Annotated in this window: 29 protein-coding genes, 1 tRNA gene and 1 pseudogene; 13 read left to right on the forward strand and 18 right to left on the reverse strand. The window is 66.8% G+C overall.

Annotated elements, in window-relative coordinates:
• Positions 1-237 precede the first annotated feature (237 nt).
• From ACFV15_RS37895 to ACFV15_RS37905, 3 genes are read left to right on the forward strand one after another with little or no spacing between them, the layout of a single operon-like run.
• A complete protein-coding gene (locus ACFV15_RS37895; RefSeq protein ID WP_378356952.1) occupies positions 238-2061 on the forward strand; it encodes an NHL domain-containing thioredoxin family protein in 1824 nt (607 codons plus the stop codon).
• Between the two features lie 9 nt (positions 2062-2070).
• Positions 2071-2403: a co-chaperone GroES gene (locus tag ACFV15_RS37900; protein ID WP_091288697.1), complete on the forward strand. Its 333-nt coding sequence runs from the start codon at positions 2071-2073 to the stop codon at positions 2401-2403.
• 10 nt (positions 2404-2413) lie between these two features.
• A complete protein-coding gene (locus ACFV15_RS37905; RefSeq protein WP_378356953.1) occupies positions 2414-4180 on the forward strand; it encodes a VanW family protein in 1767 nt (588 codons plus the stop codon).
• A 61-nt stretch (positions 4181-4241) separates the two neighbouring features.
• Here ACFV15_RS37905 and ACFV15_RS37910 read toward each other — a convergent pair whose 3' ends face one another.
• From ACFV15_RS37910 to mug, 5 genes are all read right to left on the reverse strand, one after another.
• Positions 4242-4532 (reverse strand): GlsB/YeaQ/YmgE family stress response membrane protein, encoded by a 291-nt coding sequence (locus ACFV15_RS37910; protein WP_378356954.1) that lies wholly within the window; start codon positions 4530-4532, stop codon positions 4242-4244.
• A 148-nt stretch (positions 4533-4680) separates the two neighbouring features.
• Positions 4681-4956: a GlsB/YeaQ/YmgE family stress response membrane protein gene (locus ACFV15_RS37915; protein WP_378356956.1), complete on the reverse strand. Its 276-nt coding sequence runs from the start codon at positions 4954-4956 to the stop codon at positions 4681-4683.
• Between the two features lie 135 nt (positions 4957-5091).
• Positions 5092-6936: an acyl-CoA dehydrogenase gene (locus ACFV15_RS37920; protein ID WP_378356957.1), complete on the reverse strand. Its 1845-nt coding sequence runs from the start codon at positions 6934-6936 to the stop codon at positions 5092-5094.
• A gap of 169 nt (positions 6937-7105) precedes the next feature.
• A complete protein-coding gene (locus tag ACFV15_RS37925) occupies positions 7106-7861 on the reverse strand; it encodes a response regulator transcription factor (protein ID WP_378356959.1) in 756 nt (251 codons plus the stop codon).
• A 237-nt stretch (positions 7862-8098) separates the two neighbouring features.
• A complete protein-coding gene (mug, locus tag ACFV15_RS37930) occupies positions 8099-8644 on the reverse strand; it encodes a G/U mismatch-specific DNA glycosylase (RefSeq protein WP_378356961.1) in 546 nt (181 codons plus the stop codon).
• Positions 8645-8749: 105 nt separating this feature from the next.
• Here mug and ACFV15_RS37935 point away from each other — a divergent pair, with 105 nt between their 5' ends.
• On the forward strand, positions 8750-8926 hold the full coding sequence (locus ACFV15_RS37935) for a hypothetical protein (protein ID WP_378356962.1): 177 nt from the start codon (positions 8750-8752) through the stop codon (positions 8924-8926).
• Here the strand turns inward: ACFV15_RS37935 and ACFV15_RS37940 are convergent.
• On the reverse strand, positions 8867-9511 hold the full coding sequence (locus ACFV15_RS37940; RefSeq protein WP_378356964.1) for a VanZ family protein: 645 nt from the start codon (positions 9509-9511) through the stop codon (positions 8867-8869). The two genes, ACFV15_RS37935 and ACFV15_RS37940, sit on opposite strands and share 60 nt — an antisense overlap.
• 154 nt (positions 9512-9665) lie before the next feature.
• On the opposite strand from ACFV15_RS37940, the gene ACFV15_RS37945 reads away from it, so the two are divergent.
• The 3 genes from ACFV15_RS37945 (at position 9666) to ACFV15_RS37955 (ending at position 12626) form a co-directional block, all read left to right on the forward strand.
• Entirely contained in the window at positions 9666-10451 is a 786-nt protein-coding gene (locus ACFV15_RS37945; protein ID WP_378356965.1) for an alpha/beta fold hydrolase, read from the forward strand.
• Between the two features lie 103 nt (positions 10452-10554).
• Positions 10555-12252, forward strand: coding sequence for a bifunctional metallophosphatase/5'-nucleotidase (locus ACFV15_RS37950; protein WP_378356967.1), 1698 nt, complete (start codon positions 10555-10557; stop codon positions 12250-12252).
• A gap of 38 nt (positions 12253-12290) precedes the next feature.
• Entirely contained in the window at positions 12291-12626 is a 336-nt protein-coding gene (locus tag ACFV15_RS37955) for an MmcQ/YjbR family DNA-binding protein (RefSeq protein WP_378356969.1), read from the forward strand.
• 60 nt (positions 12627-12686) lie between these two features.
• Here ACFV15_RS37955 and ACFV15_RS37960 read toward each other — a convergent pair whose 3' ends face one another.
• The 5 genes from ACFV15_RS37960 to ACFV15_RS37980 all read right to left on the reverse strand — a co-directional run bounded on the left by ACFV15_RS37960 (position 12687) and on the right by ACFV15_RS37980 (position 15785).
• Positions 12687-13034 carry a hypothetical protein gene (locus ACFV15_RS37960; protein ID WP_378356971.1) on the reverse strand — a complete coding sequence of 116 codons (348 nt, stop codon included), beginning with the start codon at positions 13032-13034 and terminating at the stop codon, positions 12687-12689.
• 10 nt (positions 13035-13044) lie between these two features.
• The gene (locus ACFV15_RS37965) at positions 13045-13428 is read right to left on the reverse strand and encodes a nitroreductase family deazaflavin-dependent oxidoreductase (protein ID WP_378356972.1); all 384 of its coding nucleotides are present in this window, start codon (positions 13426-13428) and stop codon (positions 13045-13047) included.
• Between the two features lie 10 nt (positions 13429-13438).
• On the reverse strand, positions 13439-14284 hold the full coding sequence (locus tag ACFV15_RS37970; RefSeq protein ID WP_378356974.1) for an acetylxylan esterase: 846 nt from the start codon (positions 14282-14284) through the stop codon (positions 13439-13441).
• 124 nt (positions 14285-14408) lie between these two features.
• Positions 14409-15182, reverse strand: a complete 774-nt coding sequence (locus ACFV15_RS37975; RefSeq protein ID WP_378356976.1) for an arylamine N-acetyltransferase — start codon at positions 15180-15182, stop codon at positions 14409-14411.
• A 33-nt stretch (positions 15183-15215) separates the two neighbouring features.
• Positions 15216-15785 carry a TetR/AcrR family transcriptional regulator gene (locus tag ACFV15_RS37980; RefSeq protein ID WP_378356977.1) on the reverse strand — a complete coding sequence of 190 codons (570 nt, stop codon included), beginning with the start codon at positions 15783-15785 and terminating at the stop codon, positions 15216-15218.
• 83 nt (positions 15786-15868) lie between these two features.
• On the opposite strand from ACFV15_RS37980, the gene ACFV15_RS37985 reads away from it, so the two are divergent.
• Positions 15869-16450 (forward strand): dihydrofolate reductase family protein, encoded by a 582-nt coding sequence (locus ACFV15_RS37985; RefSeq protein WP_378356979.1) that lies wholly within the window; start codon positions 15869-15871, stop codon positions 16448-16450.
• Here the strand turns inward: ACFV15_RS37985 and ACFV15_RS37990 are convergent.
• Positions 16437-17243: an inositol monophosphatase family protein gene (locus ACFV15_RS37990; protein ID WP_378356980.1), complete on the reverse strand. Its 807-nt coding sequence runs from the start codon at positions 17241-17243 to the stop codon at positions 16437-16439. The genes ACFV15_RS37985 and ACFV15_RS37990 overlap by 14 nt on opposite strands.
• A 77-nt stretch (positions 17244-17320) precedes the next feature.
• A tRNA-Gly gene (locus ACFV15_RS37995) sits at positions 17321-17391 on the reverse strand.
• Positions 17392-17505: 114 nt separating this feature from the next.
• Between ACFV15_RS37995 and ACFV15_RS38000 the strand changes: the two genes are divergently transcribed.
• Both ACFV15_RS38000 and dcd read left to right on the forward strand, forming a co-directional pair.
• Entirely contained in the window at positions 17506-18705 is a 1200-nt protein-coding gene (locus ACFV15_RS38000) for an oxygenase MpaB family protein (RefSeq protein WP_378356982.1), read from the forward strand.
• Between the two features lie 14 nt (positions 18706-18719).
• Entirely contained in the window at positions 18720-19301 is a 582-nt protein-coding gene (gene dcd, locus ACFV15_RS38005; RefSeq protein WP_378356983.1) for a dCTP deaminase, read from the forward strand.
• Here dcd and ACFV15_RS38010 read toward each other — a convergent pair.
• Positions 19298-19744, reverse strand: coding sequence for a DUF2000 domain-containing protein (locus ACFV15_RS38010; RefSeq protein ID WP_378356985.1), 447 nt, complete (start codon positions 19742-19744; stop codon positions 19298-19300). The two genes, dcd and ACFV15_RS38010, sit on opposite strands and share 4 nt — an antisense overlap.
• 106 nt (positions 19745-19850) lie before the next feature.
• Here ACFV15_RS38010 and ACFV15_RS38015 point away from each other — a divergent pair, with 106 nt between their 5' ends.
• Positions 19851-20300 (forward strand): Lrp/AsnC family transcriptional regulator, encoded by a 450-nt coding sequence (locus tag ACFV15_RS38015; protein ID WP_378356986.1) that lies wholly within the window; start codon positions 19851-19853, stop codon positions 20298-20300.
• On the opposite strand, the gene ACFV15_RS38020 is transcribed toward ACFV15_RS38015, so the two are convergent.
• Both ACFV15_RS38020 and ACFV15_RS38025 read right to left on the reverse strand, forming a co-directional pair.
• A complete protein-coding gene (locus ACFV15_RS38020) occupies positions 20297-21193 on the reverse strand; it encodes an alpha/beta hydrolase family esterase (protein ID WP_378356988.1) in 897 nt (298 codons plus the stop codon). The genes ACFV15_RS38015 and ACFV15_RS38020 overlap by 4 nt on opposite strands.
• 70 nt (positions 21194-21263) lie before the next feature.
• A complete protein-coding gene (locus tag ACFV15_RS38025; RefSeq protein WP_378356989.1) occupies positions 21264-22445 on the reverse strand; it encodes an FAD-dependent monooxygenase in 1182 nt (393 codons plus the stop codon).
• A gap of 73 nt (positions 22446-22518) precedes the next feature.
• On the opposite strand from ACFV15_RS38025, the gene ACFV15_RS38030 reads away from it, so the two are divergent.
• Together ACFV15_RS38030 and ACFV15_RS38035 are read left to right on the forward strand one after the other, a co-directional pair.
• On the forward strand, positions 22519-23010 hold the full coding sequence (locus ACFV15_RS38030; RefSeq protein WP_378356991.1) for a MarR family winged helix-turn-helix transcriptional regulator: 492 nt from the start codon (positions 22519-22521) through the stop codon (positions 23008-23010).
• 108 nt (positions 23011-23118) lie between these two features.
• Positions 23119-23883: a CAP domain-containing protein gene (locus ACFV15_RS38035; protein ID WP_378356993.1), complete on the forward strand. Its 765-nt coding sequence runs from the start codon at positions 23119-23121 to the stop codon at positions 23881-23883.
• Here the strand turns inward: ACFV15_RS38035 and ACFV15_RS38040 are convergent.
• Together ACFV15_RS38040 and ACFV15_RS38045 are read right to left on the reverse strand one after the other, a co-directional pair.
• Positions 23877-24873, reverse strand: a pseudogene (locus tag ACFV15_RS38040) (cation diffusion facilitator family transporter). The gene ACFV15_RS38035 and the pseudogene ACFV15_RS38040 sit on opposite strands and share 7 nt — an antisense overlap.
• 16 nt (positions 24874-24889) lie before the next feature.
• Complete coding sequence (locus ACFV15_RS38045; protein WP_378356994.1) at positions 24890-25480, reverse strand: DUF742 domain-containing protein; 591 nt, start codon at positions 25478-25480, stop codon at positions 24890-24892.
• Positions 25481-25512 lie beyond the last annotated feature (32 nt).

Raw genomic sequence — 25512 nt, forward strand, 5'->3', positions numbered from 1 at the left:
GCAAGAACAATCATCCCAAGTCAGAGGGCATCTGCGCGTCTACGACACGATCAACTCACCAACAACACCGGTGGATCCAGGCTCAACGTTGTGAAAGGGGCGTTCACGTAGACCGGGCCTACACCGTGATCAACCCTGAGTAGACCGCCATTTGCCGTCTCCTCCCGCAGGGTGAGCTTTTTCTCTCGACCGGTGGATCTCGGAACAGCACTCGACCGGGTGTAGTTCACTTGGTCCGTGACTACCCCTCGACCGCAGTCCCGAGTCCGTGCCCCCGAGCTCACCGGTGATGTCTGGCTGAACACCGGCGGCAAGCAGCTCAAGCTCAGCGAGCTGCGTGGGCGGATAGTGCTACTGGACTTCTGGACCAGCGGTTGTGTGAACTGCCTGCACGTACTCGACGAGCTGCGCCCGCTGGAGGAGCGGTTCGCGGACGTGCTGGTGACCATCGGCGTGCACTCGCCGAAGTTCCTGCACGAGGGCGAGGCGCGGGCCATCGAGGCGGCTGTGCGCCGGTACGAGGTCCACCACCCGGTGCTCAACGACCCGGAGATGGTCACCTGGTCGCAGTACGCGGTGAAGGCGTGGCCGACGCTGGTCATCGTCGACCCCGAGGGCTACGTCGTGCACGTCGCCGCGGGCGAGGGGCATGCCGAGGCGCTCAAGCGGGTCATCGAGGACCTGGTCGCCAAGCACGAGGCCAAGGGCACGCTGCGCCGCGGCGGCAGCCCGTACGTGCCTGCCGAGGAGCAGAAGCACGAACTTCGCTTCCCCAGCAAGGCGGTGGCGACCGCCGAGGGCCGGATTCTGGTGGCGGACACCGGAAATCACTCGATCGTCGAGTTCGCCTCCGATGGCGAGACCGTGATCAGGCGGTTCGGCAGCGGAAAGCGCGGAGCGCAGGACGGGCCGTTCGACCTCGCGAGTTTCACCGAGCCCGCCGGGCTCGCGCTGCTGCCCAACGACGTCGCCGAGCGCGCCGGGTATCACGTGGTCGTCGCCGACACCGCCGGGCATCTGCTGCGGGGCATCGATCTGCGCACCGGCGAAGTGTCCACTGTGGCCGGTACCGGCAAGCAGTGGCGCAATGGCCCCGACAGTGGCAAGGCGCTGGAGATCGACCTCACCAGCCCGTGGGACGTCGCATGGTGGGCGCCTGCGGGTGGCATCGTGGTCGCGATGGCCGGCAACCACACGCTGAGCCTGTTCGACCCGGTCGGTGGCGGTATCGAGCGGTTCGGTGGCACGACCGTCGAGGGGCTCAAGGACGGCCAGCTCGGCGAGGCGTTCTTCGCGCAGACGTCCGGTTTCGCCGCCGCGCCCGACAAGCTCTGGCTCGCCGACGCCGAAACCTCGGCGCTGCGCTGGCTCGACACCGACGGCAATGTCCACACGGCCATCGGCACCGACCTCTTCTCCTTCGGCCACGTCGACGGCGACGCCGACAAGGCGCTGCTGCAGCACCCGCTCGGCCTGGCCGTGCTCGACGACGGCCGCATCGCCATCGCCGACACCTACAACGGCGCGATCCGCCGGTACGACCCGCTCACCCGCGAGGTCTCGACGCTCGCGACCGGCCTGGCCGAACCGCAAGGCCTGCTGCTGCACGAGGGCACGCTGCTCGCGGTCGAGTCGGCCGGACACCGCCTGACCCCGGTCGCCACCGAGGTCACCAGCGTCGCCGGTGACGCGCACGCCGTGCGCCGCCCGCCGACCGTGCTCGCGCCGGGCGAGCTCGAGTTCACCGTCGTGTTCACCCCGCCGCCTGGCGAGAAGCTCGACGACCGCTACGGCCCGTCGACACGGCTGGAGATCAGCGCGTCCCCGCCCGAGCTGCTCGTCGAGGGTGGCGGCGTCGGCACGGACCTCGTTCGCCGGATCAAGCTCGCCGACGGTCATGCCGAGGGCGTGCTGCAGGTCGTGGCGCAGGCCGCGAGCTGTGACAGCGGTGCCGAGCACCCTGTCTGCCGGGTGACCAGGCAGGACTGGGGCGTCCCGCTGCGCTTCGCTGCCGACGGTGAACAGGCGCTCACTCTGGTGATGGCGGGCACGCCTCGCTGAGTCAGTACGATGACCCGCGTGTCAAGTACACCCAAGCTCGAAATTCAGATGCTGAACGATCGCGTACTGGTGCGGCTGTCACCCGAAGAGGGGGAACGGCGGAGCAGCGGGGGGATCGTGATCCCGGCGACCGCTCAGGTCGCGCGCAGGCTCGCTTGGGGTGATGTACTGGGCGTGGGCAACAGCGTGCGCAACGTGAAGGTCGGCGACCGCGTGCTCTTCAACCCGGAAGACCAGTTCGAGGTCGAACTCCGGGGCGAGGGGCACCTCGTCATGCGCGAACGGGACATCCATGCCGTCGCGACCGAACTCACCGAACAGGGCACCGGGCTGTATCTATAGGGAGGTCCCGGTGCGGGATGAGCCAGTCGACGATTTGGCGCTGGTCGACGAGCTCTTCAAGGCGGAGCCGATACCGCTCCCGCCGACGCACCAGGTGGTGGTCCGCCGCCGGATCGGCCGGCTCTTCATGATCACCGGCAGCATCCTCGGCCTGCTCGTGCTCGCCTACATCGCGGACCTCGTCGCCAGCATCGGCGACGTGCCGCGAGGCGTCACCGTGGCGGGCGTCGAGGTCGGCGGACTCGGCCACGCCAACGCGGAAGCCAAGCTGCGCAACCAGCTCCAGCCCCGGCTGATCCAGCCGGTGGCGATCACCGCCGGCGACCTCAGCGCCACACTCGACCCGCCGAAGTCCGGCCTCGGCATCGACTGGCCTGGCACGCTCGCGCAGGCCGGGGCGCAGCCGCTGAACCCGATCACCCGGCTGCTCGCCTTCTTCCGCACACGCGAAGTCGGCGTCGTCGCGAAGGTCGACCAGGACCTGCTGACCCGGTCCGTCACCAAGCTGGCGACCCAGTTCACCCGTGACCCCGTCGAAGGCGGCATCGGCTTTCGCGAGCTTCCCGAACGGGTTGAGGCCTACGCGATCGAGCCGCGCCCCGGCCAGGCACTCAAAGACATCGACGGCGCCGTCAGCGTCGTCAAGGACGAGTGGCTCAGCCATGGCGGCGTGCGGCTCAGTGTCGAGCAGGCGCCGGTGAAGGCGACCACGGAAGGCGTGCACCGCGCGCTCGACCAGATCGTCACGCCCGCGATCGCGTCGCCGATCACCGTGCACGGCGACGGCCAGGATTTCCCTTTGCTGCCACTGGATCTCGCGCACGCATTGAAATTCGAGGCGCGTGACGGCGGCACACTCGACGTCCTGATCGACCAGCCCGCGCTCGAAAAGACGTTGCAGCCGCAGCTCGCCGTCACCGAAAAGCCAGGCAAGGACGCGCAATTCGTGTTCGCGACCGGATCGCCCGCGGTCGAACCGGCCGAGGACGGCCGGAAAGTGGACTGGGCCAAGACTTTCGAGCCACTCGCCGAGGTCATGAAACGCGTCGACGCCCGCGAACTCACCGCCGTATACACCGCCAACCCGGCCGCGCTCACCACCGACGCGGCGAACACGCTCGGCATCATCGAGATCGTCGGCGAGTTCACCACGAGCGGCTTTTCCGGGCCTGCCGCGACGAATATCGGTGCGCTGGCGGCAAAAGTGAACGGCACGATCGTCAAGCCGGGCGACACGTTCAGCCTGAGCGCGCTCGGCTCACCCGGCTACGTCAACGCTCCGCTGAACGAGGACGGCACCGGCCCGATCGTGCCGGGCGGCGGCGTCTCGCAGTTCGCGAGCACGCTGTACAACGCGGCTTACCTGGCGGGGCTGACCGATGTCTCGCACGTGACCCATGACTACTACCTGGACCGGTATCCGGTCGGCCGCGAGGCGAAGATCCTGAACGCCGACGGCTCGGGTGCCGACCTGAAGTTCGGCAACGACGGGACGAGCGGAATCGCGATACAGGCTTACGCGGGCGGGTCTTCGGTCACCGTGAAGCTCTGGGGTACCAAGCGGTTTCGCGTCGAAAGTGTCTCGGGCGGGCAGAGCGACGTGATCGAAGCGCCGATCCAAAACGGTTCGGGTGACGGGTGCCAGCCATCCAGTGGTGAGCCGGGATTCAGCACCTCGGACACGCGAGTGGTGCACGACATCGGGACAGGGCAAGAGGTTCGCCGCGAAACCCGGGTCGTCAGGTACCAGCCCCGCGCGGCCATGGCTTGTGGCTAAAGGGGTCGTGAGTGTTCAGACCGGTCAGAACCGGCCGCATCACTCACGACCCCCGCGCTGGCTAAGAGGTTTTCTGGCCGCCCTTGATGCCCGCGTAGACACCAGCCGCGGCGATGACGCCGATGACGGCGGCGCCGACCTGGAACGCGTGGCGGATCCAGTCGATGCCGCTGGTGTGCTTGACGCCGAACACGCCGGCGAGCCAGTTACCGATGAAGGCCGCGATGATGCCGACCACGATGGTCAGCCACATCGGGATCTTCTGGTCGCCAGGCGCCAGCATCCGGCCGATGACACCCAGGATGAGACCGACCACGATCGTCGTGATGATGCCCCAAATTCCACCGAGCATGGCAACTCCTTCGTCAAGGAAAGCCTCACGGTGACACCGATCGGGCGCGACCGCCCCCCGACGTCGCCCGACCGGGTGAGCCCACGGACTACGACCAAAAAACACTGACCGGCCCGCCTCTCGGCGGGCCGGCCAGGTATCGGGAAAGTCAGCGGGTGACGCCTCGGCGTCCGTACATGTTCGCCACCAGGATCACGCCGAGCGCGGCGACGCCGATCTGGGTGAACAGCTCGAGCCAGTCGAAGCCGTTGGTGTCCGCGTAGCCAAGGCCGCGGGCGATCGCCGTGCCGATGAAGGCGGCGACGATACCGACGATGATCGTCAGCCAGAGCGGGATGGCCTGCCTGCCCGGTGCGGCCAGCCTGCCCAGCAGTCCGATGATCAGGCCGACCACGATGGCGGTGATGATGCCGGTGATAGTCATCGAAGCTCCTTTGGAATGGCCCCTCGTTGGGGTTGCGAATCCAGTAATACCCAGGAGCGGCCCGGCCAAACGCACGAAAACGAAAAGCCCCCTCACCCGAGATGGGCGAGGGGGCTTTTCGCTGGTGAGTCAGTGTCAGTAAGAAGACTCGTCGACGTCCATGAGCTCGTTGTCGGCGTTCTCGACGATCGCGCGACGCGAGGTCAGCTCCGGCAGCACGCTCTTCGCGAAGAAGGACGCCACAGCGATCTTCCCGTTGTAGAACGCGACATCCTTGTCGGACGCGCCCGCGTCGAGCTTCTTCAGCGCGACCTCGGACTGCTTGAGAAGCTGCCAGCCGATGAGCAGGTCACCGAAGGACATCAGCAGGCGGACCGTGTGCTGGCCGACCTTGTTGATGCTCTGCGGGTCCTGCTGCGAGGCGGTCAGATAGCCGATCAGCGAGCCGAGCATGCCCTGCGTGTCCTCAACGGCCTGCTTCAGCAGCGCGCGCTCGCTCTTGAGACGGCCGTTGCCTGCTTCGGCCTCGAGGAACTTCGTGATCTCGCCTGCCACGAACGCGACGGCCTGGCCCTGGTCGCGGACGATCTTGCGGAAGAAGAAGTCCAGCGACTGGATGGCCGTGGTGCCCTCGTACAGCGAGTCGATCTTCGCGTCGCGGATGTACTGCTCGATCGGGTAATCCTGCAGGAAGCCCGAGCCGCCCAGCGTCTGCAGCGACTGCACGAGCTGCTCGGTGGCGCGCTCGGAGCCGACACCCTTGACGATCGGCAGCAGCAGGTCGTTGACCCGCTCGGCCAGCTTGATCTCCTCGGGCGTGCCGTCCTGCGTCCACACGATGTCCTGGAACGACGCGGTGTACAGGTACACGGCGCGCAGGCCCTCGGCGTACGCCTTCTGCAGCATGAGCGACCGGCGCACGTCCGGGTGCTTCATGATCGAGACGCGCGGGGCGGCCTTGTTCAGCATGTTCGGCAGGTCGGCGCCCTGGACACGCTCCTTGGCGTACTCCAGCGCGTTCAGGTAGCCGGTGGACAGCGTCGCGATGGCCTTGGTGCCGACCATCATCCGGGCGTACTCGATGACCTGGAACATCTGCGCGATGCCGTCGTGCACCTCGCCGAGCAGCCAGCCCTTGGCGGGCGTGCCGTGCTGGCCGAAGGTGACCTCACAGGTGGTGGACGCCTTGATGCCCATCTTGTGCTCGACGTTGGTGACGAAGGCGCCGTTGCGCTCGCCCAGCTCACCGGTCTCGGAGTCGAAGTGGAACTTGGGTACCAGGAACAGCGACAGGCCCTTGGTGCCCGGCTTGGTCTCGATGCCGGGACCCTCGGGGCGCGCCAGCACCAGGTGCATGATGTTCTCGGTCAGGTCCTGGTCACCGGACGTGATGAAGCGCTTCACACCGTCGATGTGCCAGGAGCCGTCCTCCTGCTGGGTGGCCTTGGTGCGGCCGGCGCCCACGTCCGAACCGGCGTCCGGCTCGGTGAGCACCATCGTCGCGCCCCAGGCGCGGTCGATCATGATCTGCGCCCAGCGCTTCTGCTCGTCGGTGCCGTTGTTGTGCACGATCATCGCGAAGCTGGGGCCCGCCATGTACATGTACAGCGGCGGGTTGGAGCCCAGGATCAGCTCGGACGCGGCCCACACGACGGTCGGCGGGATGCCGAGGCCGCCCAGCTCGTTGTTCAGGCCGAGGCGCCACCACTCGCCCTCCCAGAGAGCCTGGTAGCTCTTCTTGAACGACTCGGGCAGCTTGGCCGAGAACGTCTTGGGGTCGTAGACGGGCGGGTTGCGGTCGGCGTCGGCGAAGGAGTCGGCCAGCGCACCGGTCGCCAGCTTGTTCAGCTCCGCCAGCAGGTCGCGGGAGCTCTCCTCGTCGGAGTCCTCCAGTACGCCCTTGCCCAGCTTGTCTTGAACGTTCAGCACCTCGAAGAGGTTGAACTCCAGATCGCGGACGTTGCTCTTGTAGTGGCCCATGGCGTCTCTCCGTTAGGGATCAGGTGCCGGCCGGGAACCTCGCCGTGGGAAGACCCTTACTCGCCGGTAACTTCAGGATATTACCTGTCGGTAACCGGCGGCAAGCCCGACCCTCTTCAGTGTTGCGCAGATCGCCCGATCGAGGCCGAAAATAGGGGTGCACCAGGGGTCAACGAGGGGCCGGTGCTGTTACGGGCTGGTTAATCGGGGTGACGTTATGTGCGTCATCGGGTGCGGTTACGAGTATCCCGCTGCGGAACGCGATGGTCACCGCGTGCGTGCGGTCCCGTGCGGAAAGCTTGCGCAGGATGCTCTTCACATGCGTGCGGACGGTCTCCACCGAGAGGAAGAGGAGCTTCGCGATCCCGGAGTTCTCCAGGCCTTCGGCGATGAGCTGCAGCACTTGGTACTCGCGTCGCGACAGCGGCATCCGCGGCAACGGGACCCGGCCCTCCGCGGTGGGTCGTTTGATGCGGCCGAGCAGCGCGGCGAGCGCCGGATCCAGGTATCGGCGGTCGGCGTGCGCACGCCGAATGGCTTCACTGAGCCGTTTCGGGTCGATCGCGCGCGGCACCAGCGCGTGCGCGCCGGCGGCGATCGCCTGCGCCAGGTACTGCGGTGTGCGGTTGCAGTCGCGGACCACCAGCACGATCACCAGCGCCGGGTCGCCTGAGCCGAGCAGTCTCGTCAGGTGGCAGTTCGGGTCGAGCGCGGAGTCGAGCAGTACGACGTCCGGGCGCAGCTGCTCGGTGAGCTGCATCGCGCCGTGCTGGCTCGACGCCTGGCCAAGCCAGTGCATGCCGTGCGTGCGATGGACGAGTCCCGCCAGGCCGTCGCGGAAGATCGGAACGGGATCGATGGCCGCCACGCCGAGGCTGCGCCCGAGCACGGTTGGCACTGACTGCACGTTCGTCGGCTGGACCATGTGATCTCCGTCTCCACACGCCGCCACCCTGCGCTCGCACGTCCCCAGTGCGCGCCCGATCCCCCTGCGGATCGGTCAGGAATGACACCTCGTGCTTGTTAGGACCCATCTTCGATCATCTTGTGACGGGGTTTCGCGCACTTAGTTGCATCGGGCGAACCTGCGCAACTCTCCGTAGAAAACGGCTCTGAAATGCCCGTTCCCGATCATCGGAACGTCCTGTGTGGACGCCGGATGCTACTGAGAGTTGATCACCGCGGCGCGCAGCCTGCCGAACTCTTCGGCCAGTCCCGCCGGGGTCCAGTGCGCGTTAAGTCCGCTTGGATTAGGCAAAACCCAGAGCCTGGTGTCGCCGATGCGCTCGTCCTGCTCGCCGACGACGGCCCTCGGACGGCTGAAAGCGGCCCGGTAGGCAGTGATTCCCACCACAGCGAGCCAGTTCGGTCGAAATTCACGCATTTTCGCGGCCAGCTGCTCGCCGCCCTCGCGCAGCTCCTGCTTGGTCAGCTCGTCGGCGCGTGCGGTGGTCCGCGCGACCACATTGGTGATGCCGATGCCCAGCTCGAGCAGCTTGTGCTGCTCACTCGGGTCGAACTTCCGCGGCGTGAACCCGCCGCCGTGCAGCGCAGGCCAGAACCGGTTGCCCGGTCTCGCGAAATGGAAGCCCATGGCCGTCGAGTAGAGGCCGGGGTTGATGCCTGCGAAGACCACGTCCAGGCCTGGCACGAGGAGATCGTCGAGCAGCTTGTCGCGTGCCGCTTCGAGCTCTTCCTTGCTGGGCATTGACCAAGTTTGGCAGGAGGTAGCCAAGAGGCCACGCGGTGCGTACGCTGTGTGATTCCGCGCACAGCGTGGTCCGGGTACAACGACGTTCACGGGGGTTTCGCTTTGCAGCTGGCACTGATCCTCGGCCTGGTCGGATTGATCTTCGCGGTCGCCATCACCTTCGTGGCGTTGGAAGACAAGCGCGCCGCACGGCGCGAGGCCGTGCGGCGGCAAGCCCGGCTAGCGCGCCTGGGCGAGGTGGACCCGCTCGCGCCGCACCGGCTGCGGGTGGACGGTTGAAGTGCTGGTGGCCCTGAAGGCCAGCAGCATCGCGGCGAACACCCAGCCGAGCATGGCGCCGAAGGTGTTGTTCATGAGGTCGTCGACGTCGAAGATCCGGTAGACGAACGGCGCGGTGCCGAAGTTGGCGCTGAGCTGGGCGAGCTCGATCAGCAGCGAAGCGGTGAAGCCGATCGCCATGGTGCCGACGAAGCCGCGCTTCCACATCAGCCTGGCGAACAGGCCCAGCGGGACGAACAGTAGGACGTTCATCGTCGCCTGCTGGAAGGTCTGCGTGCTGAACCAGTGCGCCGCCGAGAGCCCGTGCTTGACCAGCTCGGTGTGGATGTCCTCGATCCACTGGAACGGGTGCAGCTGCACGGTCTGCTCCAGCCGCCTGCTGTGCGGGCCGGGCAGCGGCAGGAGTACCACCGCCACCGTCATGCAGGCGTAGAGCGTGACCATCGCCGTTTTGGCGATCCGGATCGGCTGCGGACGGCCGAAGCGGGAGACGTGCACGATCAGCTGCGGGACGAGGATCGTCGTCCAGACCGCGGCGAAGATGAGCAGTCCGTAGGTGAGTGCAGTGACCTGTGCGTTCGTCATGCCATTGAACTTATGGATCTTGGACCTGCGGGTCTTCGGTCGAATAGTCCATGGTCAGACCCCCTGATCGGCCATTCGGCCGAGGTCGTCCACGGCCGATCGGCCACCCGCGAGGGTGGTGGTTTTACCTGTTACCAGCGGTTACGCTCACTGGATGGACGACGTCGTCTACACCCGAACCGGCCACGGTGAGCCGCTGGTGCTGATCCATGGGGTCGGCCACCGCAGGCAGGCGTGGAACCCGGTGATTCCGCTGCTCGCGAAGCACCGCGACGTGATCGCGGTCGACCTGCCGGGCTTCGGTGAGTCGCCGCATCGGGAGGGCGCGTACGGCGTCGAACCCGCGCTGCGGCTGTTCAAGGAGTTCTTCGCCGACCTCGGCATCGACCGGCCGCACGTCGCGGGCAACTCGCTCGGCGGGCTCCTTTCGCTCGCACTCGGCCAGGCGGGTCTCGTCCGCAGCGTCACGGCGCTTTCGCCTGCCGGGCTGTGGACGTTGCCGCAGCAGCGGTACGCCATCGGCATGCTGCGCGCGCACTATCACCTGGCGCGGCGCATCCCGGACCGGCTCGGGCACAGGCTGGCTTCGAGCGCGGTCGGCCGGACCGTGGTCAGCGGGATGATCTTCGACAAGCCCGCGAGGGTCAGCCCCGAGGTGATCTTCGACGACATGCGCGCGTTCGGCGCGGCAGCAGGATTCCTCCCGACGGTCGCGCTGACCCGTGGCCGCGGCTTCCGGTTCGAAGGCCCGGTGCTCGACGTCCCGGTGACGATCGCCTGGTCACAACGCGACCGGATTCTGGCCAGGCCACGTGCGGCCGAATTGCGGAAGATGTGCCCGCAGGCACAGTTGCTCGTATTGCCGGGGTGCGGCCACGTGCCGATGAGTGACGATCCGGAATTGGTCACTCGCGTTCTGCTCGAGGGCAGTGACGTTTAGGCAAATTCCGCCGAATTCCTCTGGTGGATCACTGAGCGGGAAGGCAGACTCCTGCGCCGGTGCACGCCCATTCGGGTCACGGGCGTCCGAATTCGGAGGAAGAATGCTTATTTCCAACCGGCTGAAGCGCGTCGTCGCGGTCACCGGGGTCGCAGTCGCCGCGGCGGCGCTGGTCGCCACGCCGGCGTCGGCCTACGGCAGCCCGACCACTGACGTCCGGCTCATCGCCTTCAACGACCTGCACGGCAACCTCGAGCCGCCGTCCGGTTCGTCGGGCCGCGTGGTGCTTTCGGACGGCAAGACCGTCGACGCGGGCGGCGCCGCGTTCCTCGCGACGCACGTGAAGCAGCTGCGCGCCCAGGTCCGCAATTCGCTGGTCTTCTCGGCTGGCGACAACATCGGCGCGTCGCCGGTGATCTCGGCGCTGTTCCACGACGAGCCGACCATCGAGTTCATGAACAAGATCGGGGTCAAGGCGTCGGTCGTGGGCAACCACGAGTTCGACGAGGGTTACGCCGAGCTCAAGCGCATGCAGTTCGGCGGCTGCCACCCGGTCGACGGCTGCCAGTTCCACGACCCGTTCAAGGGCGCGAACTTCCCGTTCGTCGGCGCGAACGTCACCTTCGAGAAGAGCGGCCTGCCCGCGGTGCTGCCGTTCAGCATCGAGTTCTCCGGCGGCGTCCCGATCGGCGTCATCGGCGCCACGCTGAAGGACCTGCCGTCGGTCGTCACGCCGGAGGCCATCAAGGGCCTCAAGTTCGGCGACGAGGTACAGGCGATCAACCGCACCTCCGCGCTGCTGGACCTGTTCGGCATCAAGTCGCAGGTCGTGCTCATGCACCAGGGCGACGGCACCGAGACCGCAGGCCCCGACGACTGCAAGCTGCGCCCCGGCCCCGCCAAGGTGATCGCGGAGAGCGTGACCCCGCGCGTCGACGCGTTCTTCACCGGCCACAGCCACCAGCAGTACAACTGCGTCGTCAACGACCCGGCCGGTAACCCGCGCCCGCTGATCCAGGGCGCGTCGTTCGGCCGTCTCCTGTCGGTGATCGACGTGAAGATCAATCTCCGCAGCCGCGACGTCGTCCGCGCGGAAACCAAGGCGCACAACCAGATCGTCACCCGCGACGTCACCCCCGACGCCGACGTCCAGGCACTGGTCGCCGAGGCCAAGACCAAGGCGGCCCCGATCGCCAACCGCCAGGTCGGCACCATCACCGCAGATCTTCCCGCGGCAGGCAACGCGACCGGCGAGTCCCGGCTCGGCGACGTGCTCGCCGACGCGCAGCTGGCGGGCACCCTGACCAACGGCGCGCAGATCGCGATGACCAACCCGGGCGGCATCCGCGCCGACCTGCTGTACAAGTCCTCGTCCAACGGCGAGGGCGACGGCGTGGTCACCTACGGCGAGGCGTTCACCGTCCAGCCGTTCGCGAACATCATGCAGACGATCACGCTCACCGGAGCCGGCCTGAAGGCCGTGCTGGAGCAGCAGTGGCAGGGCAGCATCACCCGCATCCTGCAGATCTCGGACTCGCTGCACTACTCGTACGACCTGAGCAAGCCGGTCGGCTCACGCATCTCGAACCTGACGCTCAACGGCGCTCCGATCGACCCGGCGGCGTCCTTGCGGGTTTCGGTGAACAACTTCCTCGCCGCAGGCGGTGACGGCTTCACCGAGCTGACCAAGGGCACCAACCTGGCCGGCGGCCCCGTCGACCTCGATGCACTACTCGCCTACTTCAAGGCGAATCCCGGCATCACCCCGCCGGTCACCAACCGCATCACGGCGATCGGTTAGTTCCGCTTTTTCCAAGACGCGCGGGTGACAATGGACCCATGCCTACCTGGGAAGACGTTGTCACCCGCGCGCTCTCACTACCCGAAGTCACGGTCTCGACCTGGTACCGCACCCCGGCACTGAAGGTCGCGGGCAAAGGCTTCGCCCGCCTCCGCACCGAAGCCGAGGGCGGCCTGGTCCTCATGTGCACCCCAGACGAAAAGGCCGCACTCCTCGCCTCAGGCGACCCGGCCTTCTACACGACCCCGCACTACGACGGCCACGCCTCGATCATCATCGACCTGGCCGCCGTCGACCCAGCCCACCTCTTCGAACTCCTCACGGACTCCCACCGCCTGAAGTCCCCACCCAAACTCCGAGCCACCCTCGGCTAGTCCCGACCCTTCAGGTACGCGTGCCGACTCCCCAGGTACGCGTGCCGTCCGTTCCGGCACCTACTCCAGGCACTTCATCCACACGACCTGCCTCCGATGCGGCAGATCGGTGTCGATATCGATCACCCCGAGCTGTACATGTTTCGAGACGGTCGTATCCATCCCCAGGCAGTTCGGCAAAGTAGCGCCGTCATGCCACGAATCGTCCGGCCCGCTCCACTGCGCACCGGCGATGATGTACCCCTCATTGCTCGGCGCCAGCCCGATGGCCGTTCCATTCGCGTTGGGTGAAGCCCAGCCCTCGATGACCTCGGGCGTCGCGGTGTGCCGATGAGCGACCCACCACATCCCCAGTACCAGAACCCCCGCCAAGATGGCGGCTCCCCAAATGGCTCTTCGCTTCTTCATCCACCCGACGCTACTGAGGCCGAGCCTGCAAATACAGAAAGTCGTTCACATCAACGACTTTGAGAATCCGTCGAACCACACCGGGCATGTCTCCGCGCGACTCGTCATGCACCAGCCGCGGCTCGCTCACCGCGTAAGTCTTCCGCCGCGTGATCAGCCGCCCGCCGCCTGCAGCGAGCACGTTCTTGACCCAGTCCGTGTCCGGCCCATACGTCAGCGCGAGCACGAATCCGTCGCCGGAGCGGAACACGTTGACCGGAGTCCGATACGTGCGCCCGGACTTCCGGCCTTGGTGCTCCACCAGCCCCATCCACGGCAGCCAGCCCGCGAGGTGCCGGGCGAGCCGGTTCGTCGCCACTCGGTTGAACCGCGCCAGCCGCTTCGGAAGGACCATGCGGTCAAAGCTACAGCGCTTGCGTCTTGGCGTTGCACCGGAAGTCCGACCAGATCGGTGAACCGCAGTTGCCGCACTGGGGTCCGAAGAACTCGCCGTACGCCTCCTGGTCGCTCATCAGGAAGTACCGGAACCACGCGGTGATCGGGTCGCGGAATCCACCGCCGTCACCGGAGGGCGTCGCGTGGGTCGCGCCGGCCAGTTCGCCGTAGACCGCCGGGATGTGGCCTGCCGCGTTGTAGCGCGGGATCACCAGCAGCAGCGGTGCGACGACGAGGTCGAACTGGCCGCCGAGGATGAACATCGGTCCCTTGAGCTGGCCGATCACGCCCAGCGGGCCCGGCTCGATCGGGACCGTGGTGTCCACGCGCGCGTCCGTGCCCGCGTTGATCGCGCCGCCTCCGCCTTGTGAGTGACCGGTCGCGCCGACCTTCGAAGTGTCGATCGTTCCGTAGAAGACACTGCCCGGCTTCGCGTTCTGCGCGGTCAGATAATCCAGTCCTGCCAGCATTTCCGAGCCGCTGCCGGACTGCGTGGTATTGGCCGCGGCGACGATGAAACCGTGCGATGCCCAGTGCCGCAACAAGGTCGCGTAGATCGACGGTGTCGCGAAAGTGCCGTTGCCCCAAAGGATTACCGGATGCTTCCCGCAGCCGCCGAGGTTCGTTGGCCGGAAAATCGTGTGCCCGACGCCGCTTTGCTGCTCGGTCACGGTGAACGGTCCCGGCCCCGACCAATTGTGGCCGACCGATGGACAACTCCGCTCGACGGGCACGGCCTCCGCGTGTCCTGTCGCGGCCACCAGCAACGCCACCGCGCCAACGAAAACGCCCGCTCGCCGCAGCCGAGAAAACACGCCATGCCCCTCTCGCCGTTGAAAGATCACCTCACAGAGTGCCTCGCGGCGAACCTGGTCGCCGATGTGTTCTTTCCCAAGAAGCACTGCGAATCATTGTGACGGTGCCCAACGGCGTGTGCGGTCACCTCATAGTGTCGAGTTTCGCCAACTCGTTTGGAGTAACCACCACGTCGAGACTTCGCAGGGTCTCGTCGAGGTGATCTGGCGTGATGATGCTTTTTTCGATACGCCCATCCGAGTATTCGAGGATGAGTTCGTTGCCGACAAAACGTTTGCTCAGGCCAGGTTCCAGGCGCATCACGACGATCTGACCCCAGAACGGCGACTTCGGATGTGTCGAGACGTAGTGATGCCCGACCTCGTAATCGACTTGGTAGCGCACCTCGGGACCGAACTGGTGCAACGTCGTCCAGTCACGTTCGAATCTTTGCAACCGCCACCAGGGTCCATTCTGAAGCAGCCGATATTTCCACCCTGCCTGGTCGACGATTTCCTGATCCCGCAACGGCATCGCCCGCAACAGTCCCCACCCGAACCCGACATCGGCGAGGAACTCCTCGTCCCCGATTCGCACCACGAGCATCATGTGCGTCGCCGGCCCCGGCCGGTCCGGCTGCACCCGCGCCATCCGCCGCTCGACGCTGAACCCGAGCGCCTCCAACGCCGCCGCGAACAGCAACCCGTGCTCGTAGCAGTACCCACCCCGTTGCCGTCGCACGAGTTTGTCCTGGATGACGTCCAGCCCGATGCCGGCGTGCGTGCCCATGAGCACGTCGAGGTTCTCGAAGGGGATGGACCGCACATGCGCTTCGTGCAGCGATTCCAATGCCTCGGGCGATGGCGCCACTCGTGCGTGCCCGATCCGCGTCAGGTACGCGTCGAGGTCGAAGTTCATGTCTCCAATCAACAACCTCGAGTGCGCTGGAAGTCAAGCCAATCGATCAACGAGCGCGTCGATCAAATCGTGCCGTTCCTCCGGCGTGAGCAGGTCGGGCAGGGTGAGCCGTTCGACGATCATCCAGTTCAGTGCCAGCCACAGCAGCGTCACCGTCGTCCCGTCACCAGGCAGGCCGGACTTCAGGTGGTTCTCGACATTGAAGTCGAGATCCGCCCGGACCCGCCCGGTGAGCACCTCGCGCAGCCCCGGCCGCCGGGTCGCTTCGAGGCGCAGTTCCAGCAGCGCCAGGAACCCGGTCGGGAACGCGGCGACCCGCTCGACCACCTCGTGCATCAGCTCGGTGACCCGCGCCCGATCGCGCGGCCCCTCATCGACGGCGGCCATCACGGCTTCGTCCGGCTCAAGCCGCTCGTAGACTCGCGCGCCGACGCTCATCAGGATCTCGTCGCGGTTGGCGAAGTAGTTGGAGGTCGTGCCCGCGGGCACCTCGGCCTGCTGGTCGACGGCACGGAAGGTCAAGCCTCGAGCCCCCTCATTGGCCAGCACTTCGATCGCGGCGTCGAGCAGCGCCGCGCGGCGTTCGGGATTACGTCGCACCATCGGTTGAAACCACTCCATGCGTAGTGCTACAGTTTTATCACTACAGACAAAGTACTACAAACCAAGTGGTCATGGGGGCCTGAGTGCGCAAGCTCGTTTACTACGTCGCCGTCTCGATCGACGGCAAGATCGCCGGACCGGGCGGCGAGTTCGACTTCTACCCGGAGGCGCCCGACATGGTCGAGTACCTCCGCGCCGAGTTCCCCGAAACAATGCCGACCCACATCCGTCCCGGAATCGGCCTCGACGGCGTGCCGAACAAACGCTTCGACACGGTGCTCATGGGGCGGGGCACCTACAAGCCCGCGCTCGACGCCGGCATCGCGAGCCCGTACGCGCACCTGCGCCAGTACGTGTTCTCGACGTCCCTCGGCGAGATCGCCGACCCGGCCGTCGAGCTGATCGCCGGTGATCCCGTCGCCGCGGTCCGCGAACTCAAGGCTGTCGACGGCGAGGGCGACATCTGGCTCTGCGGCGGCGGAAAGCTCGCGGGAACATTGCTGCCGGAGATCGACGAACTGGTCTTCAAGACGTATCCGGTGATCGCGGGCGCCGGTATCCCGGTGTTCGACGGCAAGCTGGCGGCGCGCCCGTTCACACCAGTCGACACCCGGACGTTCAGTCACGGCGGCACGGTGATCACTTACCGTCCTAGTCCACAGTAGACACCGGGCTCGCGAGCAGCGGCCAGAGCGCGGCGGCGATTCCCGGTGCGACGGCGACCGTGGTGCTCGACGAGAAGTCGTGGGGGACGCCGGCCGTGTCGGCCACGATGGCTCCGGCCTCGCGGGCGATGAGAACGCCCGCGGCCGTGTCCCATGGCTTGTTGGAGTAGAGCACGCACGCGTCAAAGCGGCCTTCCGCGACCCAGACCAGGTCGAGTGCCGCGGAGCCGATCATGCGGACGCGCTCGACGTTCTCCACAAGGGACTTGGTGACCGACCGGCGATAGTCGTTCTTCCCGTCCGCGCCGGGGCCGACCGCGTAGTCGCCGATCGCGATGATCGCGTGGCCCGGGTCGTCATTCGAACTGGCCTGTATCGGCCGTTCGTTGACGAACGCCCCGCCGCCTTTTGTGGCGTGATAACGGAGTCCGAGGAATGGAGCCGCGATCACGCCGATGACGGATTCTCCTCGTTCGACCAAGGCGAGTGACACCGCGCAAAGCGGGATGCCGTGTGCGAAGTTCGAGGTGCCGTCGATCGGGTCGAGCACCCAGACTCCGTCGGCGGTCTGGTCGAGTTCGCCACCGCCGTGCTCCTCGCCGAGGAACGCGATATCGGGCGTCATCTGGTCAATGTAGGCGCGGATGTGTTGTTGTACCTGGATATCCAGGTCGGTGACCAGATCGCGGTCGCCCTTCTCTCGGACGACGCCGCGGTCGGATGTGGTGACGAGCCGGTAACCGATCTCGACGGCTTCTCGTGCGATGGCGAGCAGTTCGGCCGAGTCCTTCACCCGGTGCACCTCCCGGTCTCGAAAACAAAGCCCCAGGTCTACAGTGGACAACTGCTGACCTGGGGCTTTGTCAAGAGAGCGGATGACGGGAATCGAACCCGCGTATTCAGCTTGGGAAGCTGATGTTCTACCATTGAACTACATCCGCAGTGTGTCATCAGCATACATGGCAACGATCCTCGCTCGGCAACCCCTCCATGCCTTGACGCCCGGCCGTCGAAGTGACAACACTTGTTGTCTACATCGAGGCGAGGTGGCGACGATGGAAGATCCCGAGCTGTTCCGGCAAGGCGGGTTCCGCCTGGCTTCGAGGTTGTTCATCGAGGGGGACATCCGCGGTACCGAGCAGCAGGTCAAGCGGCTTCGGGAGTTCGCGCAGGCCGAGGATCCGCTCGCGGACGCCGTGGTCGCCTGGATGCACAGTCAGCCGCGCAAGGTCGGGCAGCGGCTGTTCGAGGAAACACTGCGCAATGGGACCACCGCGGACACGCCCGCACCGCTGAAGGCGCTCTTCGAAAGCGTCGAGGCGACCCCGTTCTGGGTCGACGAGCAAAGACTCCTGCGCGGCGCTAAAGCCATCCTCAGGACCGGATTGCTCGGACTCTTCCCGCTCGGTGACATGTCGCTCATGGGCGGCTATCTCGCTTCCCGGGCCACAAAAGCGCTGGTAGGCACTGGTGAGATCGAGCACAAAGCGACACGGAGACTTGTCGAGACCGCCGCTTGGTGGATCGACGTCACCACGCCGGGGAGCCTCGCGAAGGGCGAGAAGGGCTACACGTCGGCCATCCGGATCCGGCTTGTCCATGCTCACGTGCGCGCGGCCATGAACCGGCGCGAGGACTGGGATTACGAGGCGTGGGATCGGCCCGTCAACCAGGTGCAGACCACTGGCACCCTGCTGCTCTTCTCGCTGGTCTTCGTCTTCGGGACGCAGTTGCTCGGCGTGCGGTACAGCCAGAAGGAACGGGCGGACATCCTGCATCTCTGGCGGTACGTCGGGTGGCTCATGGGCGTTGACGAGGAGTTGCTGCCCGCCACTGAGGAAGACGCCTGGCGCATGCTCTGGCTGCTCGCCAAGACCGAGTTCATTCCGGACGACGACTCGAAGCGGCTCGCGAAAGCGCTGCTCAAGTCCCATGAAGCGATCGGTGAGGGGCGTGGGCTCGCCGGCAAGGTGCTCTCGCATGTCGCCGTGCGGGTGCACTCGTCGATCAGCAGGCTCGTGCTCGGGAAGGTCAACGCCGACTTCCTCGGGCTGCCGAACGATCCCATCGCGCAGGCGATGGTCGTGACGGCCGCGGGCCTCAACTTCGCTGGCGAGACGCTCAGGCAGTTCATTCCCGGCGCGACGCTGCTGCAGGAGCGGCTCGGGCAGGCCGGGCGGGAGGCCTATCTCAGGCAGCTTGAGAAGGTTTTCGCACCCGACACCACCTATGCCCAGCACATGCGAGCCGCCTAAGTACGCTGTCGGACGTGCTGCTCAGTGATCGTGACCTCCGCAAAGAGCTCGAGAACGGACGTCTCGGGGTCGAACCCTTCGATGCCGCGATGCTCCAACCGTCGAGCATCGACGTCCGGCTCGATCGCTTCTTCCGGGTGTTCGACAACTCCAAGTACACCCATATCGACCCGCAGCTGCAGCAGGACGAGCTGACTTCGCTGGTCGAGAAGGAGGGCACGGACCCGTTCGTGCTGCACCCCGGCGAGTTCGTGCTGGGGTCGACGTTCGAGATGGTCACGCTGCCCGACGACCTCGCGGGACGCCTCGAAGGCAAGTCCTCGCTCGGGCGTCTCGGGCTGCTCACGCACTCGACCGCGGGGTTCATCGACCCCGGGTTCTCCGGCCACATCACGCTGGAACTGTCCAATGTGGCCAACCTGCCGATCACGTTGTGGCCGGGCATGAAGATCGGCCAGCTCTGCCTGTTCCGCCTGACCAGCGCCGCCGAGCACCCGTACGGCTCGGCGAAGGCCGGTTCGCGCTACCAGGGACAGCGCGGGCCGACGCCGAGCCGGGCCTACCAGAACTTCCACCGGGTCGACACCTGGCGTTAGGCCAGTTCGAGTCGTTTCACCAGCTTGCTCACGCGGTTGCGCGGGCCGATGATGCTGACCGCGCTGACGGCCAGGTCCGCAGGCTTCGTCGACGCGAGCTCGGTCAGGTATTCGTCGTAGACGCGGGTCGTCTGTGCGATGAGTGGCATGTCCGTGACATGGACGCCTTCGCTCGCGCACGCCTTCTCCCGCACTTCGGCGAGCGTCGCGGCGTCGGCCGTCAGCACGGAACACCCCGCCCATGGCAGTCCGGGGTGTTCGAAGCCGGACGCGTCAGGGCCGCCTGGGCCGATCAGGCCGCCGACGGCTTCGCCTGTGCTCGCCGCGACGCAGGCGACGGCGTTGGCCAGCCTGCCGATCGGCGTGGACGAGTCGACGACGATCACCCACTTCAGGGTGGCCGCCCGGGTGCTCTCGGCGGTGTTGATCACATCAAAGCTCACTGAAACCATGAAAATGCTCCCGTAAATGCGGTCGATATGGAAAACGCTATCTCCAAAATCGACGGCATGACATGCTTGCCGAACTTAATTCGGCACAGGAGCGAACATGGTCGAACTCGACGAACTTGATGCGGCGATCCTGCGGGAACTGCGGGTCGACGCTCGGCGCACCAACCGCGACATCGCGGCCGCGGTCGGTGTTTCGCCGTCCACCGCGCTCGAACGGACCCGTGGCCTGCGCGAGCGTGGCGTGATCCGCGGCGCCGTGCTGGACGTGGACCTCGCCGCGATCGGGCGGCCGGTGCAGGCGTTGATCGCCGTGCGTATCCGGCCGCCCTCACGGCGCCACATCGAAGCCTTCCGCAACTGGATCACCCGGCTGCCCGAGGTGATCGGCGTCTTCGTCGTGGCAGGCGGCGAAGACTTCCTCGTGCACGTCGCCGTCGGCAGCAACGACGACCTCTACGCCTTCGTCATCGACCGACTGACCGAGCGGCCGGAGGTCGCCGACGTGCGCACGAGCGTCGTCTACGAGCACCTGACCAACTTGGCCTAGCGCAGCGGGTGCGTGAGGAAGAACTCCCAGATCATCGGCGTCGCGTCGATGACCGTCGGCGTCGCCGAGTCGTTGTTCGGCGTCCTGCTCGGCCAGACGTGCCCGAGTCCCTCGATCCGCACGTGCGCGAGCGGGCAGCCGAGCCAATGCTGATACGTCACCGGACCGTCCGACCAGCTCACGGACCCGTGGCAGCGATCGCGCGAAGCCCAGCCCGCCAGCCAATCCGGTAGCGCGGGCAGGCCCTTCGCCGGGTTGCCGGTGTAGGGGATCGTCGTGTCCGCGGTGCCGTGGAAGTCGATGATCGGCGCGCGCTGGGACGGGTCGCACGCGCCCGACTGCGGGTAGAACGCCCCGGAGACCGGCGCGAACGCCGCGATCCGGTCGGGCATCCGGCACGCCAGCACGCCGACGAAACCGCCGCCGTTCGACTTGCCTGCCGCGTAGATACGACGCGAGTCGACGCACAGCTGCCGTTCGAGCGACGAGATCAGGTCACGCGTGAACTGCACGTCGTCCGCGGCCGCCGAGTACGGCGCGCCCTCCCAAGCCGACTCGCCGTCGGTGCCGATCAGGCCTTGCGGATAGACCACGATCGCGTTGAGCGCGGACATCCCGGTCAGTTGTTCCTGGTACTCCGAGGTGCGCTTGTGCCCGTGGAACGACAGGACCACGGGCAGCGGCCGGAATCGCGAGTACGAAGCGGGCAGGTGGACCCGGTATTCACGGGTCAGCCCGCCCGACTGGATCGAGGTGCCGGTCGAGGCGCCGGTGGTGAACGGCGCGGGGCGGCCGCAGCCGGTACGCGCCGACGGCGTGGCCTGTGCGGTGGCCACTGGTGCCAGAGCGAGCGTTGCCAGCACAGCGGTGAGCAGGGCGAACGTGCGTCTCATCGGTCCTCCAAAGCGTTTGGGCAGACCGTGCCACGCGGAGTGATGGCCGTCACTTTTGTGGTCATAGTGTTCACACGGCGACGCGCTCATTCCATTCGATGCGGTGATCCCACATCCACGACCGGTCCGGCGCCGGCTTCTTGAACGCCTGCTTGATGAAGAAGTCGCGGATGAGCCTGCCGACCGGGCCGACGGCCTTGTCGTCGCCGTTGCGCTTGCCCTGCGCCACGACGGCCTCCACCCGCTCGCGCCGCAGCGATTCGTAAGCGCGCAGCGCCGACGGGACGTCGAGGTCACGCAGGCAGCGGCCCAGCGTGACGGCGTCTTCGATCGCCATCGACGCGCCTTGGCCCGAAGCGGGCGAGGTCGCGTGCGCCGCGTCGCCGACGATCAGCATCCGGCCGCGGTGCCAGATCGGCACGGTCGGGAAATCGTAGGTCGACCAGGGCGGATAGATCTCCGACGTGGCGTTGATGATCTCGGTGGCAGGCGAGTTGTCGGGCTCGACCAGCCGCAGCATTTCGGCTCGCCACGAGTCGCCCGCGAGCGCGCGCAGATCAGCGGCCGTCGGCTCGGACTGGTGCGCCGGGTTCGCGAACCACCAGACCTGGCCGTTCGGGTGCGGCACGTAGGCGAAGAACACGCGCTTGCCGAAGATCATGCGCATCACGCCGGGCTCGTCGTCGACCCGCACGCCTTCCGCGTAGCCGCCCGTGTTGAGCAGCCGCACATAGCGCGGCTCCGGCGCGTTCGCGTCGATGATCTCGCGCACTCGCGAGCGCAGGCCGTCCGCGCCGATCAGCAGACCGCCCTCGGCCTCGGTGCCGTCTTCGAACTGCGCGCGGACGCCGTCGCCGACGTTCACGGCGTCGGTCAACCGCTTGCCGTAGTGCGTGACGATGCCGCGCCGAGCCGCCTCATCGCGCAGCGCCACGTACAGGTCCGAGCGCTTCACGGTCTGGCTGACCGTGCCGTCAGCGAGCGCCACGCCCAGCGGGAACGAGGCCAGTTCGCGGCCGTTGCCCAGGCTGAGTGTCATACCCGGCGTGGCGAATCCGATGTCATTGACCAGGTCTTTCAGGCCCAGTGCGCCGAGGGTGTCGATGCCGTTGACGGCCAGCGTGAGGAACGCGCCGACGCCCTCGGCGGTCCGGTCGTACGCCTCGAACAGCTCGGCCTCGTGCCCGGCCTTGTGCAGAGCCATCGCGGTCACGGTGCCCGCGATCCCGCCGCCGATGATCAGCGCCTTCATGGTGTCTCCCCATCAAAGTCTCTTAGAAACTAATTCGTTCTGTCGAACTAAAGAGTCAGGTAGGATTCGCCAGGTGTCAAGTGACAAGGCAGAACTCGCGGGCAGGCTGCTCGAGCTGGCGCGCGCGTGGTCGACCGAGACGGTCATGTTCCACACCGCGATCGCCGAAACCTCCGGGTTGTCCGCGACCGACACCAAGGCCATGGACTACATCGCGCGGCTGGGTCCGCTCACGGCCAAAGAACTCGCGCGGCACTCCGGGCTCGCTCCCGCGTCGGTGACCGCGCTGATCGACCGGCTGGAGCGGAAGGGCTTGGTGCTGCGCAAACCGCATCCCGGCGACCGGCGCAAAGTGCTCGTCGAATTCAATGTCGAGCACGCGAAGACCATGCCGCCGTTCTGGCAGGGGCTGATCGAGGAGAGTCTCGAATACTTCGCGACGCTCAGCGTCGAGCAGCTGGAGACGATCGCGGACTTCATGGTCGCGACGACCGAGATCACGCGGCGCGCCAAGGAACAGGTGGCAGTTCTGTCCACAAAGGATGGTCAGAAGAATCTTCCATGATCAATACCGGCGTTGAGCTGGGGGAGATTTATCTGAGACTCCCGTCAATCCAAAAAGAGTGACCGAGACCCTCGTCGCCGTAACTCTTTCGTGATAGTTTTCGGCCCCGTGTCAGCCATCGGTGCGCGCAAGCGCCTACTCCTCGTCACGTTGAGCTTCCTGATCGGTGGCGCGGCCGCCGCGGGCGGGTCGATCGCCATGGGGCTCGTGCCCGGCGTGAATGTGGGGAACAGCGGACTGCAGGTGCCGCACACGGGTCCAGGCGACCCGGCGCTGGCGAAGTCGCAGGGCGGCGGCGGAGCCCAGGACCCCGCGGGCACCGGAGCGGGCGCGACGTCGTCCGAGAGTGCCGCGCCGACCACGACGCCGACCACGAGCAGCAGCGCGACACCGACGACGAGCTCCGAGGCCCCGCCGCCGAGTTCGTCCGAAGCCCCGGCGCCGCCCCCGAAGCCAGCTGACCCGCCGAAGCCGGCCGACCCGCCGCCTGCGTCGAGTGGTGACTCCTCACTCGCCGGGCAGGTCGTCGCGCTGGTGAACAAGGAGCGCGCGAAGGCGGGCTGCGGCGCGGTCAGCAATGAAAGCCACCTCGCGCTCGCCGCGTCGAAGCACAGTGACGACATGTCGGACCGCGAGTACTTCTCGCACACGACACCCGAGGGTGTCACGTTCGACCAGCGCATCCGCAACGCCGGCTACTCGCGGCCCGGCGCGGAGAACATCGCGAAGGGCTCACGCACGCCAGAGCAGACCATGCAGATGTGGATGAACTCCAGCGGTCACCGCCAGAACATCCTCAACTGCTCGCTGACCAAGCTCGGCGTCGGCGTCGCCACCGACGGCTGGCTCTGGACCCAGGACTTCGGTTACTGATTCCAGCGCTCCGACAGGTCGCCGTAGCGTCGCAGGACGCTGGCGCGCAGGTCGGGATCGGTACGCGGCACCGGCTCGATGAAGACCTCTGTGACGTCAGGGAACCTCGTCTGCAACTCGGCGGCCATGCGCACGCAAGCGTGTTCGACGTCAGCGGCGCCCAGCACGTCGTCGAAGTCGACGCGGGCGCAGACGAGCACGCTGTCGGTGCCCAGCAACATGGTCTGCAGGTCGACGACGGCCTCGATCTCGGGTGCGGCGGCCAGGTGATCGCGGATGCCGCGCACCATCACCGGATCGGCCTGCCTGCCGATCAGCAGGCCGCGGTTGGTGCGGCCGAGGATGTACGCGACGACCGCCAGCAGCACGCCGATGCAGACCGAGGCGAGGCCGTCCCACACCTGCGAGCCGGTGAGCTGATGCAGTCCGATCCCGGCGAACGCGATCAGCAGGCCGATCAGCGCGGCGGAGTCCTCGAACAGCACGGTCTTCGACGTCGGGTCGTCGACCATGCGCAGGTGCAGGCCGAAGGTCCGGTTCTCCTCGGCGGCATCCGCGCGCGTCTGGCGCACGGCCTGCACCCACGAGACCGACTCCATAGCGAACGCGAGCCCGAGCACGATGTAGCCGACGATCGGGGCTCGCCTGCTCCTCTTCGTGACCGAAGATGGTCGCGAAGCCTTCGTAGAACGAGAACATCGCGCCGGACGCGAAGATCGAGACGGCCGCGAGCAGCGACCAGAAGTAGCGCTCCTTGCCGTAGCCGAAGGGGTGCATGCGGTCCGGCGGGCGCTCTGAGCGGCGCAGCGCGGTCAGCAGCAGCACCTCGGTGATCGTGTCGGCGACCGAGTGCACGGCTTCCGACATCATCGCGCCGGACCCGGTGATCAGGCTCGCGACGAACTTCATGATCGCGATCGCCAGGTTGACGCCGCCTGCCAGCACGACGGTCAATGTGCTTTCGCCGGCAGGGCCGTTCTCGTCGCTCACACGGTGATCGTAGGGCTCAAAGCCCCCGCAGGCCGCGCAGAACGCGCTCCATCAAGGCGAGCGCGGGGCGGCCGTCGGTCGTGACTTGCGTTTCGTGGACGTTGACGAGGCCGAGTTCGGCCATATCGCCCAAAAGCACCCTGGCCACCCCGAGTGGGACGGACAGGTTCGCCGCGATCTCCGCGACCGAGCGCGGCCGCTCGCAGATCGTGCGCACCGAATGGAACTCCCCGCTGAGCCGGGACGCGGCCCACGGCGCGTCCACCCGCGTGGAGATCATCGCCTCGATCGCGAGGTGGAGCTTCGGTTTCGTGCGTCCACGGGTGAGCACGTACGGCCGCACGCGCGGGCCGCTGTCGGGCAGTTCGATGTACTCGGGAGGTGGCGCCGGTTCGGTTTTACGCACCGAGGGCACGGGGGCGGGAACCGGTTCGTCCGCCTGCTGGGCGGGGAAGCGCGCGCCGACCCGGCCGACGGCAGGGCGCCGCCGATGGTGAGCGACCTTCACGGGCTCCTCGGCGGCGAAGCGCGCACGAAGCCTGTCCGATGGAAACCGCGCGCCGATCAGCGCGCCGTCGGGCATTCTCGCGTCGTGATCATCCGCCATCTTCGCCGCCTTTTTCGCGCGTCTAAAACGGA

Origin of the sequence: Amycolatopsis sp. NPDC059657 (genome assembly GCF_042734395.1) — a bacterium.
Classification (GTDB): Bacteria; Actinomycetota; Actinomycetes; order Mycobacteriales; family Pseudonocardiaceae; genus Amycolatopsis.